15 protein-coding genes are annotated in these 18,687 nt (G+C 55.0%); 6 read left to right on the top strand and 9 right to left on the bottom strand.

What is annotated here, in order from left to right:
• Positions 1-117: 117 nt before the first annotated feature.
• Complete coding sequence (gene ydcK / locus ACS603_RS11110; RefSeq protein ID WP_315688611.1) at positions 118-1,098, top strand: YdcK family protein; 981 nt, start codon at positions 118-120, stop codon at positions 1,096-1,098.
• Here the strand turns inward: ydcK and rimL are convergent.
• From rimL to ACS603_RS11090, 4 genes are all read right to left on the bottom strand, one after another.
• Positions 1,093-1,632 (bottom strand): 50S ribosomal protein L7/L12-serine acetyltransferase, encoded by a 540-nt coding sequence (gene rimL / locus ACS603_RS11105; protein WP_474944254.1) that lies wholly within the window; start codon positions 1,630-1,632, stop codon positions 1,093-1,095. The genes ydcK and rimL overlap by 6 nt on opposite strands.
• Positions 1,633-1,706: 74 nt before the next feature.
• Positions 1,707-3,362, bottom strand: coding sequence for a glucan biosynthesis protein D (locus ACS603_RS11100; RefSeq protein ID WP_315688610.1), 1,656 nt, complete (start codon positions 3,360-3,362; stop codon positions 1,707-1,709).
• Positions 3,363-3,647: 285 nt separating this feature from the next.
• Positions 3,648-4,421, bottom strand: coding sequence for an ABC transporter substrate-binding protein (locus ACS603_RS11095; RefSeq protein ID WP_182061057.1), 774 nt, complete (start codon positions 4,419-4,421; stop codon positions 3,648-3,650).
• Positions 4,422-4,431: 10 nt separating this feature from the next.
• Positions 4,432-5,601, bottom strand: a complete 1,170-nt coding sequence (locus ACS603_RS11090) for a pyridoxal phosphate-dependent aminotransferase (protein WP_182061056.1) — start codon at positions 5,599-5,601, stop codon at positions 4,432-4,434.
• A gap of 113 nt (positions 5,602-5,714) precedes the next feature.
• Between ACS603_RS11090 and ACS603_RS11085 the strand changes: the two genes are divergently transcribed.
• Positions 5,715-6,557, top strand: a complete 843-nt coding sequence (locus ACS603_RS11085) for a LysR family transcriptional regulator (RefSeq protein ID WP_446493079.1) — start codon at positions 5,715-5,717, stop codon at positions 6,555-6,557.
• Here the strand turns inward: ACS603_RS11085 and ACS603_RS11080 are convergent.
• Together ACS603_RS11080 and hglS are read right to left on the bottom strand one after the other, a co-directional pair.
• On the bottom strand, positions 6,544-8,052 hold the full coding sequence (locus ACS603_RS11080; RefSeq protein ID WP_474944253.1) for a carboxylesterase/lipase family protein: 1,509 nt from the start codon (positions 8,050-8,052) through the stop codon (positions 6,544-6,546). The genes ACS603_RS11085 and ACS603_RS11080 overlap by 14 nt on opposite strands.
• A 42-nt stretch (positions 8,053-8,094) precedes the next feature.
• Positions 8,095-9,438, bottom strand: a complete 1,344-nt coding sequence (gene hglS, locus ACS603_RS11075; protein ID WP_474944252.1) for a 2-oxoadipate dioxygenase/decarboxylase HglS — start codon at positions 9,436-9,438, stop codon at positions 8,095-8,097.
• A gap of 272 nt (positions 9,439-9,710) precedes the next feature.
• Here hglS and ACS603_RS11070 point away from each other — a divergent pair, with 272 nt between their 5' ends.
• Together ACS603_RS11070 and ACS603_RS11065 are read left to right on the top strand one after the other, a co-directional pair.
• Positions 9,711-10,634 (top strand): LysR substrate-binding domain-containing protein, encoded by a 924-nt coding sequence (locus ACS603_RS11070; protein ID WP_182061052.1) that lies wholly within the window; start codon positions 9,711-9,713, stop codon positions 10,632-10,634.
• Between the two features lie 290 nt (positions 10,635-10,924).
• Entirely contained in the window at positions 10,925-13,309 is a 2,385-nt protein-coding gene (locus ACS603_RS11065; RefSeq protein WP_182061051.1) for a membrane-bound PQQ-dependent dehydrogenase, glucose/quinate/shikimate family, read from the top strand.
• A 121-nt stretch (positions 13,310-13,430) separates the two neighbouring features.
• Here ACS603_RS11065 and ACS603_RS11060 read toward each other — a convergent pair whose 3' ends face one another.
• The 3 genes from ACS603_RS11060 to ACS603_RS11050 all read right to left on the bottom strand — a co-directional run bounded on the left by ACS603_RS11060 (position 13,431) and on the right by ACS603_RS11050 (position 16,708).
• Positions 13,431-15,122 carry a methyl-accepting chemotaxis protein gene (locus ACS603_RS11060; protein WP_182061050.1) on the bottom strand — a complete coding sequence of 564 codons (1,692 nt, stop codon included), beginning with the start codon at positions 15,120-15,122 and terminating at the stop codon, positions 13,431-13,433.
• 159 nt (positions 15,123-15,281) lie between these two features.
• On the bottom strand, positions 15,282-16,400 hold the full coding sequence (locus ACS603_RS11055) for an S-(hydroxymethyl)glutathione dehydrogenase/class III alcohol dehydrogenase (RefSeq protein ID WP_474944251.1): 1,119 nt from the start codon (positions 16,398-16,400) through the stop codon (positions 15,282-15,284).
• A gap of 32 nt (positions 16,401-16,432) precedes the next feature.
• A complete protein-coding gene (locus ACS603_RS11050) occupies positions 16,433-16,708 on the bottom strand; it encodes a metal/formaldehyde-sensitive transcriptional repressor (RefSeq protein ID WP_006175178.1) in 276 nt (91 codons plus the stop codon).
• A gap of 132 nt (positions 16,709-16,840) precedes the next feature.
• Here ACS603_RS11050 and ACS603_RS11045 point away from each other — a divergent pair, with 132 nt between their 5' ends.
• Both ACS603_RS11045 and ACS603_RS11040 read left to right on the top strand, forming a co-directional pair.
• Positions 16,841-17,584 carry a DeoR/GlpR family DNA-binding transcription regulator gene (locus ACS603_RS11045; protein WP_182061049.1) on the top strand — a complete coding sequence of 248 codons (744 nt, stop codon included), beginning with the start codon at positions 16,841-16,843 and terminating at the stop codon, positions 17,582-17,584.
• Entirely contained in the window at positions 17,577-18,686 is a 1,110-nt protein-coding gene (locus ACS603_RS11040) for an oxidoreductase (protein WP_395676420.1), read from the top strand. The genes ACS603_RS11045 and ACS603_RS11040 overlap by 8 nt, the downstream gene beginning before the upstream one ends.
• Position 18,687 lies beyond the last annotated feature (1 nt).

The following is an 18,687-nucleotide window of genomic DNA, read 5'->3' as shown; positions in this document are numbered from 1 at the left end:
TTAAATTATAAAATGTATTTTAAATGCCATTTTATGAGGTTTAAGCGGTGAGCGCCAGCATTTCGAAACGCCTAAACTTTGCTACGTTTAGTTAAGACGCTTATCAGGGATAATACGATGAAAAAGTATCGGCTTGGCGACGAAATCCGCCTCTGGCAATGGCAAAACGGCGAAAGCAAAACCACAACCCCACTGCGGCAGATTATCGCGACCACTGATTTTAACGATATCGTCAGCGGGACAAAAGGCGGATGGGTCGACGATGAGCGCGCGCTCGCTCAGGAGGGCCATTGCTGGATCTACGACGAAAACAGCGTGGTCTTTGGCGGCGCCAGAGTGCTCGGCAATGCGCGGATAACCCAGCCCTGCGTGATAAGCCATAACGCCTGGATTGGCGGCGACTGCTGGGTCGATGGCGCGCAAATCAGCCACGGCCCACGAATAAGTGACAACGTCACCATTCAGCATTCTGATATTCGTGGTGAATGCCACATATTTGGCAATGCCCGTGTCCTTCATCACAGCCAGGTCATCGCGGCAAAAGGCTTAACCCCCGACAACGATCAGCTTTTACAGATTTACGGCAACGCCACCGTGAGCCAGTCCCGGGTAGTTCATCAGGCGCAAATCTACGGAGACGCCCTGGTGAATTACGCCTTCATTGAGCACCGCGCCGAGGTGTTTGAAAACGCCATTCTGGAAGGCAATGACCTGAATAACGTCTGGGTGTGCGACTGTGCAAAAGTGTACGGCAATGCCCGCCTGATTGCCGGTAAAGACGATGATGCCATCCCCACGCTGCGCTACAGCTCGCAGGTGGCGGAAAACGCCGTCATCGAAGGCAACTGCGTGATAAAACATCATGTGCTTATCGGCGGCCAGGCCTGGTTACGGGGCGGGCCGATCATGATTGACGATAAGGTGGTTATCCAGGGGCGCGTACGCATCAGCGGAGATGTGCTGATCGAGCATCGAATAGAGATAACCGATGATGCAGTGATTGAAGCCTTTGCCGGGGAAAACATCCACCTGCGCGGCGAAAAGGTGATTAACGGCAATCAGCGAATTACCCGCACGCCCCTGCTGGGCGCGCTATAGCGGGAATAGTCTGGCGTAGCTGTTCACATCGTCAAAGCGGCCATTAAGGTATTCCGCCTCTCGCAGGCAACCTTCAAGCGTAAAGCCATTTCGTATTGCGACTTTATTGCTGCTGACATTGTCTACGCGGCACTTAAGCACAAAGCGACGGACTTCGCCCCGGCTGGCGTAATAGTGCATAAACGCCTGTAACGCCCGGGAAATAATCCCCTGCTTCTGGTGATGCTCGTCCAGCCAGTAACCGATGTAGCCCGTTTTGTTGGTCGGCTCAATGGCATTAAACGACAACACGCCCACCAGAATATCGTCCTGAAAAATAAGAAACATTTTGGCGTAACCGCGTGCGTGTAGCATCTGGTTACTCTGCACGTTGCGCCGGGTGTCGTCTTCAGTCCCCACGTGCTGCGCCCAGTCGAATGCGGTTTGCAGAAAGGTTCTATTTTTGATGACGAGGTTGTGCAACTCGGCAGCGTAGCGATCTTCGACGGCACGAAGATCGATGTTGTGGGTAACGGGGATGATTTCAGAAGACATGATCACTCTCAATGGTCTGGTAGGTCTGGTAGGCCGGGTAAGCGTTAGCGCTACCCGGCACAATCCCACAAGGACTAACGCATAACCCGGTCGTCAACGTAATTACGTTTATCCGGTGCTGGCGGGAAGTACTGGTAGAGCCAGGTTTCACTGATAGCATCCCCCTGGCAGCGCAGGAACATCCGCATATCCACCGGCTCCGTTGAGTCGGACGTTGGATACCAGTCAAACAGGATACGATACCCATCGAACGGCTCAACGTAGAGGATCTCAATCTGCTTCGCTTCACCGTTTGAAAGTGTAATCACAGGCTCAATCCCCTTCGGCGCTGCGGCTTTCAGATCGCCACCGACAAAATCAATGGCAAAGCGACGCGCCCAGGTTTTCGGGTAGTTTTCGCCCGGCGCCCAGCCTTCAGGGAACCCACCCATACCGGTGCGGGTCGCGAAGACGTTGGCCAGCGGCGAGCGCACCGGAGGCTGTGCGCTCCAGTACAGGCGATATTTGAAGTCCAGCTCATCGCCCGCTTCCACCGGTTTTTCGGGCTGCCAGAAGCAGACCACGTTATCCAGTGTTTCACCGGTTGTCGGGATCTCCATCAGGCCAACAGCCCCCTTACCCCAGTTGTTACGCGGCTCTACCCACAGGCTTGGGCGTTTGTTATACCAGCCCATGATGTCCTGATAGTGCGAGAAATCGCGGTCAAGCTGGAGCAGACCGAACCCTTTCGGGTTTTTATCCATGTAGGCATTGAACTGCAGTTTCTGCGGGTTGTTCAGCGGGCGGCAGATCCATTCGCCATTACCACGCCACATCGCCAGACGGTCGGAGTCATGGATTTGCGGGTGAATGGTGTCGCACATGCGGCGCTCGTTATTCCCACAGCTGAACATGCTGGTCATCGGGGCGATGCCAAGCTGTTTGATGTCTTTACGTGCATAGAGGTGGTTTTCGACGTCCATGATCACCTGGCTTTTCTCGCAGTGGATCACAAACTTGTAGGCACCGGTAATGCTTGGGCTGTCCAGCAGCGTATAGACGGTAAAGGTGGTGTCGCCAGGCTTCACGGTTTCAAACCAGAATGAGGTGAAATCCGGGAACTCTTCCGGCGTATCCGTAAAGGTATCAACCGCCAGACCACGGGCAGAAAGACCGTACTGGTAGGTGTCGTCAACCGCGCGGAAATAGCTCGCGCCGAGGAACGAAACGATATCGCGGCGTGCCAGCTCTGGCGCTTTGAACGCGCGGAAGCCCGCAAAACCGAGGTCGCTCTGCCCTTGCAGCTGTTTGGTATCGACGTCCGTCTCGTTATAGCTGAACAACTCTGGACGGAAGTGGATCTCACGCGCCTGAGACGTAGACGAGTCCAGCGAGAACATACGCACACGGCGGCGGAAACCCATCCCCATATGGAAGAACTGCACGTCGAGCTGACGGCCTTCAATGTTGTTCCACAGCGACTGTTTTTCGTCGTAGCGAATGGCGTTGTACGCCTGCGGGGTCATGTTCGCCAGCGTTTCCGGCAGCGGACGCGGTGCTCCACCCCACGGGGTTTTTGCCAGGTCATGTGCCATGGATTGCAGTACGGAGTAGTCAAAACGTCGGCTCTGACCGTCAGCAATGTCAGAGTCAGCAGCGAATGCCGCTTTAGAAAACAGTGAAGCAAGGCCTGATGTGCCGCTCAGGGCAGCCATTGCCAGCGAACCTTTTAAAAAACGTCTGCGATTCATGCCTGGAAAAACGTCCTTATGGTCGTGTGAATGTGTTTCGCACTCGGCGAAATGACGGCAAGAAAGAACGCACAGCCTAAACAAAAACGGTTAAGAATCCAATTGTTGCCGGGTGATTATATGAGCAAAGTGAGAAATATTTTCTGTCGACCGGAACAGCCTGAAAGAGGCGTAAAGAAAGGTAACGACATTAAACACGCAAGGCGGCAAGTCTGAGGGGAAATGAGAGTCGCAGGAATAAAAATGCCCCGGCTGGACATCGACAGCCGGGGCAAAACGAGGCGGTTATTTTACGCTGACATCGATACCCGGGAAGTACTTATCAGCGAGTTTAGCGATCGTGCCATCGGCACGTACTTTATCAATCGCGGCATTAAGCTGCTTCTGGGTGGCCTCATCCCCCTTGCGCAATCCAAAACCGATCCCACTGCCCAGGATAGTGTCGTCAGACACCGGTTTGCCGATAAAGCCAAACCCTTTCCCCTGAGGCTTGCTCAGGAAACCTGCCTGCCCGGCCGCGGACATGACTAACGAGGCATCGATACGGCCATTCAGCAAATCTCCCCACGCCATGTTCTGATCTTTATAAGACACCACGGTGACACCCTGCTTTTCCCAGTGCTCTTTGGCGTATGTCTCCTGGATAGAGCCCTGCAACACCCCGATGGTTTTACCTTTCAGCCCTTCAGGCGTTGCTTCTACCGCCGTGCCCGCTTTCCCCACCAGCTGTGACGGAATGCGATAAATCGGCTGCGTAAAATCAATGCTTTTGCGGCGTTGCTCGGTAATGTTCATAGCCGAGTTGATGGCATCAAATTTTTTCGCCACAAGGCCCGGGATCAACGCATCAAACGAGGTTTCAACCCAGGTACATTTCAGCGCTGCCGCTTTACAGATGGCATTGCCCAGCTCAACGTCGAACCCTTCCAGCTCGCCTGAGGCATTACGGCTTTCAAACGGTGGATACTCTGCTTCCAGCCCGTAACGCAGCTCCGTGGCGGCAAAAGAAGAGAACGTACACAGCAATCCCATGCCGACAACTAACGCGCGTAATTTCATGTAAAACTCCTTAGCGTGGTTTAACCCGACACAGGGCCTGGGCACCTGCCCGTAACGTTGCCTCATCTTTCGCAAAAGAGAGACGGATCAATTTATTATCTGTGCCATCAGCATAAAACGCCGACAGCGGAATGGTTGCAACACCGCACTCGGTAATCAACCGCTTCACCATGTCACTGTCGCTTTCATCACTAAAATGGCTGTAATCCGCCAGCAGGAAGAATGAACCGGCGCTTGGCAGCAAGCGGAACGGTGATTCTGCAAGCAGCGATTGCAGCAGGTCGCGTTTACGCTGATAAAACGCGGCCAGTGACAGCCAGGTTTGCGGATCGGTCATGTGTTCTGCAAATGCGTGCTGCATTGGGGTATCGGCAGAAAACATTAAAAATTGATGGACCTTGCAGATTTCTTCCATCAGCCCTGCCGGTGCAACACAGTAACCGACGCGCCATCCGGTGACGTGATAGGTTTTTCCGAAGGATGAAATAATGACGCTGCGCTCCGCCAGCTGCGGGTGTGTGGCCATCCCGTGATGTGGCTCGCCGTCAAAGACGACGTGTTCGTACACTTCGTCAGACAAAATAATGATATCGGTATTACGTGTGACTGCCGCCAGCTGTTGCAGATCGTTCGCAGAGAAGACCTGCCCGCTTGGGTTGTGCGGAGTATTGACGATGATCATCCGTGTTTTCGGGGTGATGGCGGCGCGCACTTCATCCCAGTTCACGGCAAAATCTGGCACGGTCAGTTTAATGGCAACAGGAGTTGCACCCTGTAATCGCACGATAGGCGCGTAGCTATCAAACGACGGTTCAAAGTAAATAACCTCGTCACCCGGATGCACAAGTCCACTTATCGCCGAATACAGCCCTTCGCTGGCGCTGGCCGTGACCAGTACTTCGCTACCGGGATCATATTGCGTGCCATAAAGCGTTGCGATTTTCTCGGCAATCCGCTCTTTCAGTGTCTGAAGGCCGGTCATCGCCGCATACTGGTTATGCCCGGCTTCCATGGCGCGGGTGACACCGGCGACCAGTTTAGGGTCACAGGAAAAATTCGGTGCGCCCTGAGAAAGGTTGATGGCGTTATGTTGTGCCGATAGCTGGCCAATAACGGTAAAAATCGTGGTGCCAACATCAGGCAGTTTTGACCGGGTTTGCACCGGAGTTCTCAAAGTCATCATCTTTCCTTTCTCATAAAGATTGCATAACTATTCAAACAATAAGTCGGTTGTGGCGACAAACGAATTGTTGTCATAATAGCCATGAGAAAAATGCATACCTGAGGAGTTCTATGTCGCGCCGTTCCTTCCCGCTTAATGCCGTTGACGCATTTTTAAAAACGGCCCGTCATCTGAATCTTACCCATGCGGCAAAAGAGCTGTGCCTGACCCAGGGCGCTGTAAGCCGTAAAATTGCGGCACTTGAGGCCTGGTTCGGCTTTCCACTTTTTGAGCGTCACGCCCGTGGGCTGCGGCTTTCCCCCCAGGGAAGCGCCCTGCTTCCCGAGCTGCAATCCGCCTTTGAGCATCTGCTGACCGTGGCTGAGCAGGCTCGCGCGCAGCAAACTGTGGTGCGACTGAAAGCGCCAACCTGCGCGATGCGCTGGCTGATCCCACGTTTGTTACAGGTAGAGCGCGAGCAGCCCGAACTGCAAATCGCGCTCACCACTACCACCGATCACAACGTCAATTTCAAAACCGAATCCTACGATGCCGCCATTGTTTTTGGCACGCACATGAGCGCAGGCGATCTGCTGTTTGAAGAGGCACTGACGCCGGTCATCAGCCCGTTACGCGCGGGTGCAGAGCTTGAGTCGTTAACCTTCCTTCACCCCACTCGTGACAAAACAGACTGGTCGCTGTGGCTGGCAAAACAGGCGCTGTCCCCTAAAGCCATGCTCAAAAATCAACACTTCGATACGATGGATCTGGCCATCACCGCAGCCATTCAGGGGCTTGGGATCGCCATTGCTGATGAAACGCTGGTGGAAGAAGATGTCCGCGCCGGACGGCTGACGCGGCCTTTTGAGACGAGTATTAAAACCGGTGCGAGCTACCGACTGGTGTTACGCGAGTCGCATAGTCAGGATAACGGACTCGCAGCGTTTCGCTCCTGCCTCCTCAATCAAGACTGACGTGGTGCTTCATGACCCGTTTGAAGAGGCTCATGCGGGCGCGCATAAAGCGGTTTTCAAGCCTGAAACCTGCATTTTTATTCACTCCGATCCGTAACAGTACATCCCGACCTTTACGGCAGGCAGGCCAGTGGGTCGGCCCCTGGAGCGTGTCACGACTGCTGCTGGCATGGTGAGCGAAGCTCACCCAGTAGTCAGCCACCTGAGCAGAAAACTGCATATCGCGGGAATTAACATAATGACGAGACGACTCCACCTGTCCCAGCGTGTCGAACACGTAAGGCACCTCGTTACCGTGCCAGGCGCCGTTGATATAGGTGGCATGTTCCGCTTCGGCAACATAGTCAAACCAGTACCGCCAGCACGGAGCCCCCACACGCTGCTGAGCCTGCATCACCACAAATCCCATGGTGGTAAATGCCATATCGCGACAGACCTGTCTGCCAAGCTCTTCATCCCCTTTAACACCTGGATAAAGCAGTTTAATTAACCCCAGACCAAACCGGCGTTCACGGCGCAGCTTCTGAATTTGCCCGGCGAGATCGATCCCAAATACCGCCATTACGCTTGCTTCATCACTGTTTGAGCCAATCATCACCGGAACCGGATGCTGACGGGCGGCAAAGAACACATCGAGCATCGCTTCAGGGAGCACGCAATCGCCTACTACCGGTGCCGGGGCGATATTCAGCGGCGAGGCCAGCGGCCAGAACGCCTCAGGAGGAATGGCACGCAGCTGTTCTGCCGTCGCGTTTTCAAAACCAAAATGGGCAGCCAGTGCTTCGCCTTTTTGCAGCGCCTGTTCGCGCGGCGTGTCCGGTAAGGTGTAACCGCTCTGCACAATCGCTTTATGGAAAAGTCCGCCTGCCAGCGGAGAGGCCAGCAGCGACAGCACGCTTCGCGCGCCAGCAGATTCACCGAACAGGGTTATCGAACTCGGATCGCCGCCAAAGGCCGCAATATTGTCCCGCACCCAGTTCAGCGCAGCGATTTGGTCCAGTAGAGCAAAATTGTGCACCACCTGGTTCTCTTCCCCGGCAAGAGCCGGATGGGCGAAGAAACCCAGATGCCCAAGGCGATAATTGATGGTCACCACCACCACATCACGTCTTGCCAGCGCTTTGCCGTTATAGGGAGGAAGCCCGCCGGCCCCAATGGTAAAGCCACCACCATGCAGCCAGACCATCACCGGCAGCGGCGTGGTACGTGCAACCGGCGACCAGACATTCAGATAGAGACAATCTTCGGAGAACTGGCCCGGATCGCCACCGCCCAGCTCCTGACAATACTCGCTGCTTTGCCAGCTTGATGCAGAAAACGTCGTAGCGGAGCGCAGCCCTTCCCAGGCGGCGGGAGGTTGCGGGGAACGCCAGCGCCATGCGCCCACAGGCGGAGCGGCGTAAGGAATTCCGCTCCACACGTGTACATCCTCATCGGTAAAACCAGCGAGTGCGCCCTGGCGCGTTTCAACCACAGGGGCGGAGGGATTTTGCATACTAACCTTCTTTTTCCGTCACACCCCCGCAGAGTAACGTTTTCAGAGCAAACCGCAACGGTGTTTGCTGCGCGCTTCCGCCTCCTGGTACAACGTAAACTCGTCATAGACCGCACAACCAAGCGCGGCTTCAAACGCATCGCGGCTGGCGTTTCCGTGGCTACGCGCCTGAGTTTCATTCCCAAGATTTGACTGGAAAATGCCCGCCGCACTCACTGGCAGGAAATCTTCGTAGGTAATCGGCTGAGCGACCATCCATCCCCGCTCGATCAGCGGTTGCGGATCGTCGCCCGGGCGGAACGCCTGGCGATGCGCTTCACCCGCAGGCGTCAGACGGTAACGGAAATAGGCCAGCTCCTGACGTCGCAGGAACATTTCGCTGTCCGGGAAGGCGCTGAACACCTCTTGCAGATGCAGCTGGTGCGTCAGGTTGTCTTTTCCCGTACCGGCCTGCCCAAGAAGGCTATCGTACAGCTCGCGGCCTTTCGGCGTCAGCGCCACGCCGCGCTGTTCAATTTCACCAAAACGGGCAGTATGAGTGCCCAGATGTTCACCGGAAAACAGCACCGGCTCTTCAAGGGCTTTGAAACTGGTCTGGCGCAGTAAAATCGGCACTTCGCGGCGCGGCGGACCTTCAATCAGGATTTTCGGTTCAATGCCGTATTTCGGCATCAGCTCCTGCGCGCGGTCAATATCCAGCGTGCGAGGGGTCAGGTGATTAATGTGGCATCCCGGGAAACAGACCACATCAGCAATCAGCCGGTGTTCATTGCTCAGTGCCAGATAGGTTTCCTGGTCAACCGTGGCGTGGCGGTGCCAGCGGAAGGTTTCAATCGCCTCTGTCACAAACTCGCGGGCCTGCGCCTCTGTAAATCCCCCTTCTGACTCATACAATTCAATCAGCGCCAGACAGCGCGGGGTAAAGATATTCCTGCTCGCCAGAATTTGCGTGGCGCGTTCACGCAGTGCGACGTTTTCTATCAGCTCCAGGCGCAGCAGCGAGGTAAAAATACGAAACGGATTGCGGGACAACGCGTCATCATCAATCGGGCGGAAAGCCGTTGAGTGGACGGGTACACCCGCCTGGGAAAGGTCGTAATAGCTGACGGGGAACATCCCCATAATCGCAAACATCCGGCGTAGTGTGGACAGCTCAAGCGCCGTGCCAACACGGATCGCGCCATGCCGTTCAACGTTCAGGCGCGCCAGTTCATCTGCGTTCGCCAGTTGTTCATGTAACAGGGGATTGTTTTCCAGAACGGCCAGGTTAACGTCGGCAACCAGTTCAAGTAACGTGCCGTACTGCGGAACTTCCTGCTGGTACATCGCCGACATAGCCTGCGAAAAGTGTTCCCGAATATCATCAGCCGTGATGGTGTTCGCCATGATGTCATGCCTCCAGTGAATATTACCTGGAGTGTAGAGAAGCCCGTCCTGGTTGGCGGGAAGAATTTACAAATTGTGATCCAGGCAGATGAGTGGTTAAAGGCTGTACTTTCGGGTGTGAATTCAGGTTATTGCGTGCGGGAGTAAAATCGGTCAGTTGAAAAACAGCTTGTAACTCAAATAGATCAAATGTTAAAAATATTTTGCTATCAGGTTATCAAAATTAAACAACTTAACTTGTCACCCGCATCGCTCTGTTTTTAACATCGCCTATGGAAAAAAATGGTCAGTTCAGTCAGCGCATACGCTTGCGCCATTTGCATACATTTGTGGCCGTCGCTCAACAGGGAACGCTGGGGCGAGCGGCTGAAACTCTTAACCTAAGTCAGCCCGCACTGTCTAAAACACTCAACGAGCTGGAACAACTTACCGGAACCCGGCTGTTTGACAGAGGCCGCCTGGGCGCACAGCTCACGCTCGTGGGCGAGCAATTTCTGACCCACGCTGTGAAAGTCCTGGATGCACTCAACACCGCAGGCCAGGCGTTAAACCGCAAAGACGACCACACCAGCGAAATTGTTCGCGTGGGCGCGCTGCCAACGGCGGCGCTGGGCATTCTGCCTGCCGTAATTGGCCAGTTTCATAAGCAGCAAAAGCACACCACGATTCAGGTTGCGACCATGAGTAACACCATGCTGCTTGCGGGGCTCAAATCTGGTGAACTGGATCTGGGGATCGGTCGAATGTCCGACCCGGAACTGATGACGGGTCTTAACTATGAACTGTTGTTCCTGGAATCGCTCAAGCTTGTCGTTCGGCCAAACCACCCGTTGTTGCAGGATACCGTCACCTTAAGCCGCGTCATGGAGTGGCCAGTGGTGGTGTCACCAAAAGGTACAGTCCCGCGTCAGAACGCCGAAGCGTTGTTGCAGCTACAGGGCTGCACCCTGCCAACAGGCTGTATCGAAACCCTGTCAGCTTCCCTTTCACGCCAGCTGACGGTTGATTTCGACTATGTGTGGTTTGTGCCTTCGGGTGCGGTGAAAGACGATTTACGTCACGGCACGCTCACGGCGCTACCGGTCACATCGCCCGGAGCCGGAGAGCCTATCGGTATTCTGACCCGCGTCGATATCCCACTTTCAACAGGCACACAGACGCTGCTCAGCGCTATTCGCAAGTCAATGCCTGCCTGATGCTCCTTTAGCACCTTTTCCCTTAACCCGCCGTCGAGGCGGGTTTGATCTATTTTCTAATCAAATAATGCGAAATCTTTCATTAACAATTGCGTAAAACAATTTAACAGTTTTATCATAGTCGAGAATTCACCAAATGGTTCACAAGCCGTTTGTTACCTGTGAATTCCTGCGCTATATGACGCAATCATTAGCGTAAAAACTACCATAACCCTCGTCTTTATTTACCCATTTGGTACAGAGCCGCACAGCACAGACCTGAAAAGACGAGAGTATTTAAGGAGACAGAAATGGCATTTGGCAGCGCGCCGCGTGGGTTACCTCGTATCCTGCAGTGGCTCCTTGCCGGATTGATGGCACTCATCGGTCTGGCAGTCGGCGGCTTGGGCTTCAAGCTCGCCACAGTAGGCGGAAGTTGGTACTTCCTGATAATGGGCGTGGTGATGGTCATCGCTGCGGGACTGATTTTCACTAACCGCACCAGCGGCATTGTGCTTTACGCCATCGCGTTTATTGCATCACTGTTCTGGGCCGTCAGCGATGCAGGCTGGGATTTCTGGCCGCTCTTCTCGCGCCTGTTTACTTTTGCGGTGCTGGCGTTCCTGTGCGCGATTGTCTGGCCTTTCCTGCGCGCGGCAAACAGCAATGCGCCCGTCAGAAAATCCGCTCCATTCGGTATCGCCGCGGTGCTGGCCGTTGCCATGCTGGCAAGTTTCGGCTGGATGTTTAAACCGCAAACTCTGGTTACTGCCAACGAGCCGGTTCCGGTTAAACCTGTCGCTCCTGGCGAGCAGCAAAAAAACTGGGAACACTGGGGTAACACCACCCACGGTGACCGCTTTGCCGCACTGGATCAGATCAACAAGCAAAACATCGGCGATCTGAAAGTAGCCTGGGTTGCTCATACGGGCGATATCCCGCAGAGCAACGGCTCCGGCGCTGAAGATCAGAATACCCCTCTCCAGGTTGGCGACACGTTGTATGTCTGTACCCCGTACAGCAAAGTGCTGGCCCTGGATGTGGATTCCGGTAAAGAAAAATGGCGTTATGATTCCAAAGCCACCGCGCCAAACTGGCAGCGTTGCCGTGGTCTGGGTTATTTTGAAGACCACAACAACGTGACAACGTCACAGGCAGAAACGTCGCCTGCGGCCTGCTCCCGTCGTCTGTTCCTGCCAACCACCGATGCGCGTCTGATTGCCATCAATGCCGACAACGGCAAAGTCTGCGAAGACTTTGGCGACCACGGCATCGTTGACCTGAGCGTGGGCATGGGTGACATCAAACCGGGTTACTACCAGCAAACCTCTACGCCACTGGTGGCGGGTAATGTGGTGGTGGTCGGTGGACGCGTGGCCGATAACTTCTCCACTGGCGAACCGCCGGGCGTTGTGCGCGCTTATGATGTTCACACCGGTAAACTGGCCTGGGCATGGGATCCGGGTAATCCGAACCTGACCGGCCTGCCGCCGGAAGGCCAGACCTACACGCGCGGTACGCCGAACGTCTGGTCTGCGATGTCTTACGACGCAAAACTGAACCTTATCTATCTGCCAACCGGTAACGCCACGCCAGATTTCTGGGCGGGTGAACGTACCGCGCTGGATGATAAATACAGCTCGTCTATCGTCGCCGTTGATGCAACCACCGGCCAGGTGCGCTGGCATTTCCAGACCACGCATCACGACCTGTGGGATTTCGACCTGCCATCTCAACCGCTGCTGTATGACCTGCCAGACGGTAAAGGCGGCACCACACCTGTGCTGGTCCAGACCAGTAAACAAGGCATGATCTTCATGCTCAACCGCGAAACAGGTGAACCTGTTGCGAAGGTTGAAGAGCGCCCGGTTCCTGCTGGTAATGTGGAAGGCGAACGTTACTCCCCGACTCAGCCGTACTCCGTAGGGATGCCGATGATCGGCAACCAGACACTGACGGAATCCGACATGTGGGGTGCCACACCGGTCGATATGCTGCTGTGCCGTATCCAGTTTAAAGAGATGCGTCATCAGGGGGTCTTCACCCCGCCGGGTCTTGACCGTTCATTGCAGTTCCCTGGCTCGTTGGGTGGGATGAACTGGGGCAGCGTTTCCGTTGACCCGAACAACAGCCTGATGTTCGTGAATGATATGCGCCTGGGCCTGGCTAACTACATGGTTCCACGTGCAAACGTTGCGAAAAATGCCAGCGGGATCGAGATGGGTATCGTGCCAATGGACGGCACGCCGTTCGGCGCTATGCGTGAGCGTTTCCTGTCGCCTCTGGGTATTCCGTGCCAGAAACCACCGTTTGGTACCATGTCTGCGGTGGATCTGAAAACCGGTAAGCTTGTGTGGCAGGTTCCGGTTGGCACCGTGGAAGACACGGGTCCGCTGGGGATCCGTATGCACATGCCTATCCCAATCGGGATGCCTACGCTTGGTGCATCGCTCTCTACACAGTCTGGCCTGCTGTTCTTCGCAGGTACTCAGGACTTCTACCTGCGCGCGTTTGATACCGCAACCGGGAAAGAGCTCTGGAAAGACCGTCTGCCGGTTGGCAGCCAGTCTGGCCCGATGACCTACGTTTCACCGAAAACCGGTAAACAGTACGTCATCATTAACGCAGGTGGCGCACGTCAGTCACCGGATCGGGGTGATTACATCATCGCGTATGCGTTGCCGGATAAGCAGTAACGGATGAAAAAAGGGACCTTTCGGTCCCTTTTTTTTGCCCGGTGGCGCTTCGCTTACGCGGGCCTACAGGCCTGGTTTTGTAGGTCGGGTAAGCGAAGCGCCACCCAACACTGCTGGCGACTCAGAACGTTTCCCAGTTATCCCCGGAAACCGTCGCTGCCGGACGCATAGGCACATTTTTCGCCACGGGTGCAGAGGCTTGCGCACGGCCCGCCTTCGCTCCGTTCAGACGAAACGCACCAACCGCCTCGGTCAGACGTGCGCCCTGTTCTTCCAGAGACGCTGCCGCCGCAGAGGCTTCTTCCACCAGCGAGGCGTTCTGCTGGGTCACTTTATCCATCTCAGAGATGGCCTGGCTCACCTGCACAATACCACGGCTTTGCTCATCGGAAGCCGCAGCAATCTCCAGCATGATGTCGGTGACGCGCTTAACGGCTTCGACGATTTCATTCATGGTGTTACCTGCGGCAACCACTTCACCAGAGCCCTGGTCAATCAGCGACACGGATTCGTTGATCAGGCTTTCAATCTCTTTCGCTGCGTTCGCACTGCGGCTTGCCAGGGTACGAACTTCACTCGCCACCACCGCAAAACCACGCCCCTGCTCACCGGCGCGTGCAGCTTCCACTGCGGCGTTAAGCGCCAGAATATTGGTCTGGAAAGCGATGCTGTTAATCACCGCGGTGATTTCAGAGATTTTCTTCGAGCTGGTAGAGATATTGCCCATGGTTTTCACCACGCCGGACACCATCTGGCCGCCACGGCTGGCTTTACCGGAAGCATCTTCCGCCAGTTTGCTGGCATGGTGTGCGTTATCGGCGTTCTGCTTCACGGTAGCAGTCAGTTGCTCCATGCTGGCTGCAGTCTGCTCAATGGCGGCCGCCTGCTGCTCGGTGCGTGACGAGAGATCGGTATTGCCGGCAGAAATCTCGCTGGTTCCTCGATAGATTTCTTCCGCCCCCTGGCGAACCGTACCCACGGTCGTCACCAGCGAGTGCTGCATAGTTTGCAGGTCACGCGTCAGACGGCCAATTTCGCTGCGGCCAGTTGCGTCGTCCGGCATCGTCAGATCGCCTTTAGCGATATTCTCAATGCGCTTAGCAGCACGCTGAAGTGGGTTAATCACCGTGCGGCGCAGCACAATAAATGTCACCGCCGTCAGCGCCAGCGCCAGCGCAAAGGCGCCGACCATAAACATCAGCCCCATCTGCGTGCGAGTATGTGCCTGTGCCGTCAGTGCATTCGCGCGATCGGTACGGATTTTAATCGCCTTCATCAGCACCTCGTTATACCCGTCATCCAGCGGACGTGCAGTTTCGTTTTCGTGGTTGATAATGGCTTCGAACATGCCATTTTTGGCATATTTTAGCATCGGCTGGAGCCCGGCAACGTAGGCGTCGTAACGCGCTTTCAGATCCGCGTCCAGGGCTTCATCTGCCGGGGTGCGAACCGCGCGATTCATATACACCGCAAAACTGTCCTGGGATTGTTTAATGCGCGTTTCCGCCTCGTGGATGTTCTGCTTCATTGCATCCATTTCGGCGATACGGCTCGCCGCACCCGCGTGGATCATATTGATACGGGCGGTGCGTAAGTGGTTTGAACTGTTCGATAACCCCAGACGAACCTGAATTTCGGATGTGACATCCTGCTGATCGGTGTCAGCTTTTAAAAGGAAGTAACCCGCCAGACCGGAGCTCAAGGCAAACAGAAGAATAATGCCACCGAGAATGGAGGAAAACAGCGGAACCAGCCTGATGTGATGCAAGAAGCTCAGCTTGTGCTGTGCCTGCATCGAAGTTGTGTTGTCCATGACCGTCGACTCTCTTATAGGTAAGATGCGTAAAAACACGCCTGTAAAATAGTCATCGGCACAGCGGGGAATTTGATTACGGCTAAAATCGCCAGCCAGGTCACAGTTTCGAGAAGATTATTAAAGAAATGCCAGCGGCAAAAACCGCTGGCAGAATAATTAGTTGTCGCCGAAATGGATGACGGTACGGATCGATTTACCTTCGTGCATCAGGTCAAACGCTTCGTTGATCTGCTCTAACGGCAGACGGTAGGTAATGAACGGATCGAGCTGAATCTTTCCGCTCATGGCATCTTCAACCATTCCCGGCAGCTGGGTACGGCCTTTCACACCACCGAACGCAGAGCCGCGCCATACGCGGCCCGTCACCAGCTGGAATGGACGTGTGCGGATCTCCTGACCTGCACCAGCCACACCAATGATGATGCTTTCGCCCCAGCCTTTATGGCAGCATTCAAGCGCAGAACGCATCACGTTGACATTACCGATACATTCAAAGCTGAAATCAACGCCGCCGTCGGTCAGCTCAACAATCACGTCCTGAACCGGCTTTTCGTAATCTTTCGGGTTAACGAAATCGGTCGCGCCCATTTCACCGGCCAGCTTGAATTTTTCCGGGTTGGTATCCACCGCAATGATACGACCGGCTTTTGCCTGCACCGCACCCTGGATAACCGCCAGACCAATCCCGCCCAGGCCGAACACCGCCACGGTATCACCCTCTTTCACTTTCGCCGTATTGTGTACCGCACCGATACCGGTGGTTACACCACAACCCAGCAGACACACTTTATCCAGCGGTGCCTGCGGGTTCACTTTGGCCAGGGAAATCTCGGCGCATACGGTGTATTCGCTGAAGGTACTGGTGCCCATATAGTGATAAATCGGCTCACCGTTGTAGGAGAAACGGGTTGTTCCGTCTGGCATCAGTCCTTTACCCTGGGTGGCACGCACGGCCTGACAGAGGTTGGTTTTGCCGGATTTACAGAACTTACACTCGCCACATTCTGCGGTGTACAGCGGAATAACGTGATCGCCAGGTTTCAGGCTGGTAACGCCTTCCCCCACTTCAACCACAACACCGCCGCCTTCATGGCCAAGTACCGCCGGGAATACGCCTTCAGGATCATCACCAGACAGGGTGAACGCATCCGTATGGCACACGCCGGTGTGGGTGATTTTAATTAATACTTCGCCTTTTTTCGGCGGCGCAACGTCAATTTCGACGATTTTCAACGGCTGGCCTGGGCCAAATGCGACAGCAGCGCGAGATTTCATAATGTCTTTCCCTTGTTGTGAGGTCTGTGGGTTTATTTTAGATAAGAGCGCAGCAAATGGCCGACTTCTGCCATTCTGACTGCCCGCTGGTCCGGGGTTGTCTCCCCCGTCACCAGCTCATCTTTGAGGTGAATTTCGACCATTTCGCCCATCAGACCATTTGCAGCACCGCGCACGGCGGCGATTTGTTGCAGGATGGCCAGACAGGGCTCGCCGGATTCCAGCGCACGTTCCAGGGCGTCAACCTGCCCACGGATGCGCCGGACGCGAGTGAGGATTCGTTTTTTATCTGCGGGTGAATGCGGCATACGCCCTCCTGATACTATAGGGGGGTATAGTAATTTGTTATTCATTCCCTGTAAACCGTCGGTTTCTTATGGGTTTCCGGCAAAATGCTGTAATATGCGACTTATTGCGATATTTTGCAGGATTGAACACAGATGCATAAAACCGCTCGTCAGAAATACTTGCTTGATATTATTAGTGAAAATGGTCAAGTCAGTATCAGCGACCTCGTTGAAAAATTGCAGGTTTCTGCGGACACCGTTCGCCGGGATCTTACAGACCTTGAGAATCAGGGGCTGGCGCAAAAGAACCACGGTGGCGCCATTGCCCTCGATCTGTCGGCGATGAACCGCCAGAGCAGAAATACATTACTGCCCAAAACCAAGCAGCAGCTTGGCAAAAAGGTTGCAGAGAGCGTACCTGAGGGCTCAACCCTGTTTCTTGATGCGGGAAGCACGGTAATGGCCGTCGCCACCTTTCTTCAGGGGCCGCTGAAGGTCATCACCACCTCGCTGGATATTGCCCAGCATTTCAGCGACCGTGCAGACATCGAACTCATTCTGCTCGGGGGCCAGTGGGATCAGAAACAGCGCCTGTTTGCCGGTAGCGCCACCCTTTCACTGCTGTCACGCTACCGGGCGGATATCGCCATCCTTGGTGCCTGCGCCATTCACCCTCAGTTGGGGCTGAGTGCCAGCAAAGAAGCCGATGCTGACGTAAAACGGGCCATGCTGGCAGCCAGCCGTGAGCACTGGATCGTTGCCGATCACCTGAAACTCAACCACTGCGAGCCTTACCTGGTTTCCGGGTTAGCCGACATTCATCAATTGTTCTTAGATCGTCCCTGGGCAGAGCTTGGGGACAACAGCGCACTACAAGTCACTCTTGCAGATGCTTAATAATGTGGAGATGGTCATGAATAAAGTTGTCGCTCGAAACGGTAAGACAATCAACATTGCGCTGATCGGCTATGGGTTCGTGGGAAAAACCTTCCACGCGCCGCTGATCCAGTCCGTCGATGGCCTGAAGCTGGCGGTTGTCTCTTCCCGCGACGAAGAAAAGGTCAAACGCGATATCCCGGATGCCATCGTGGTGGCCACACCTGAAGAAGCTATTCAGCACCCGGATATCGATCTGGTGGTGATCGCCTCCCCTAACGCAACCCACGCGCCGCTGGCAACGCTTGCCCTGAACAGTGGTAAGCATGTGGTGGTGGATAAACCCTTTACCCTCGACATGCAGGAAGCGCGTGATCTGATCGCACTGGCAGCGGAAAAACAGTTACTGCTGTCAGTCTTCCATAACCGCCGCTGGGATAGCGATTTCCTCGGTATTAAGCAGGTTATCGGGCAGGGTCAAATCGGTAAAGTGAAGCATTTTGAGTCTCACATTGACCGCTTCCGCCCGGAAGTTCGCGTGCGCTGGAGAGAACAAAACGTGCCGGGCAGCGGCCTGTGGTTTGATATCGGGCCACACCTGATTGACCAGACGTTGCAACTGTTTGGCCTGCCGCAGTCAGTGCAGGGCAATATCGCCACCCTTCGCGCAGGCGCAGAAATTAACGACTGGGCGCATGTGGTATTAAATTACCCGGAACATAAAGTGGTTCTGCATTGCAGTATGCTGGTTGCCGGTGGCACGTCGCGCTTTACGGTTCACGGTGATAAGGCAAGCGTGGTTAAAGCCAGAATCGACCAGCAGGAAGCGCAGCTTCTGGCAGGCGTCATCCCTGGCAGCGACACCTGGGGTGAAGACAGCGATAACATGGTGCTGTTTGATGCCAACGGCGAGCCGCACGCGGTTAGCACGCCAAAAGGCGATCAGCGCCAGTATTACATTAACGTGCGTAATGCACTGAACGGTGAAATCGAAAACCCGGTTCACCCGGTTGAAGCGCTGGCGGTGATGGCCGTACTGGAAGCCGCGGTGACCTCTTCCGAAACCGGCACCACGCAGCCGCTGGCATTAACCGCAGGCGAGCGCGCTCACCTGCAAAAATAAC

This window comes from Enterobacter sp. Li2LvB3 (assembly GCF_056156645.1).
This window is presented reverse-complemented; position numbering and strand designations above follow the sequence as displayed.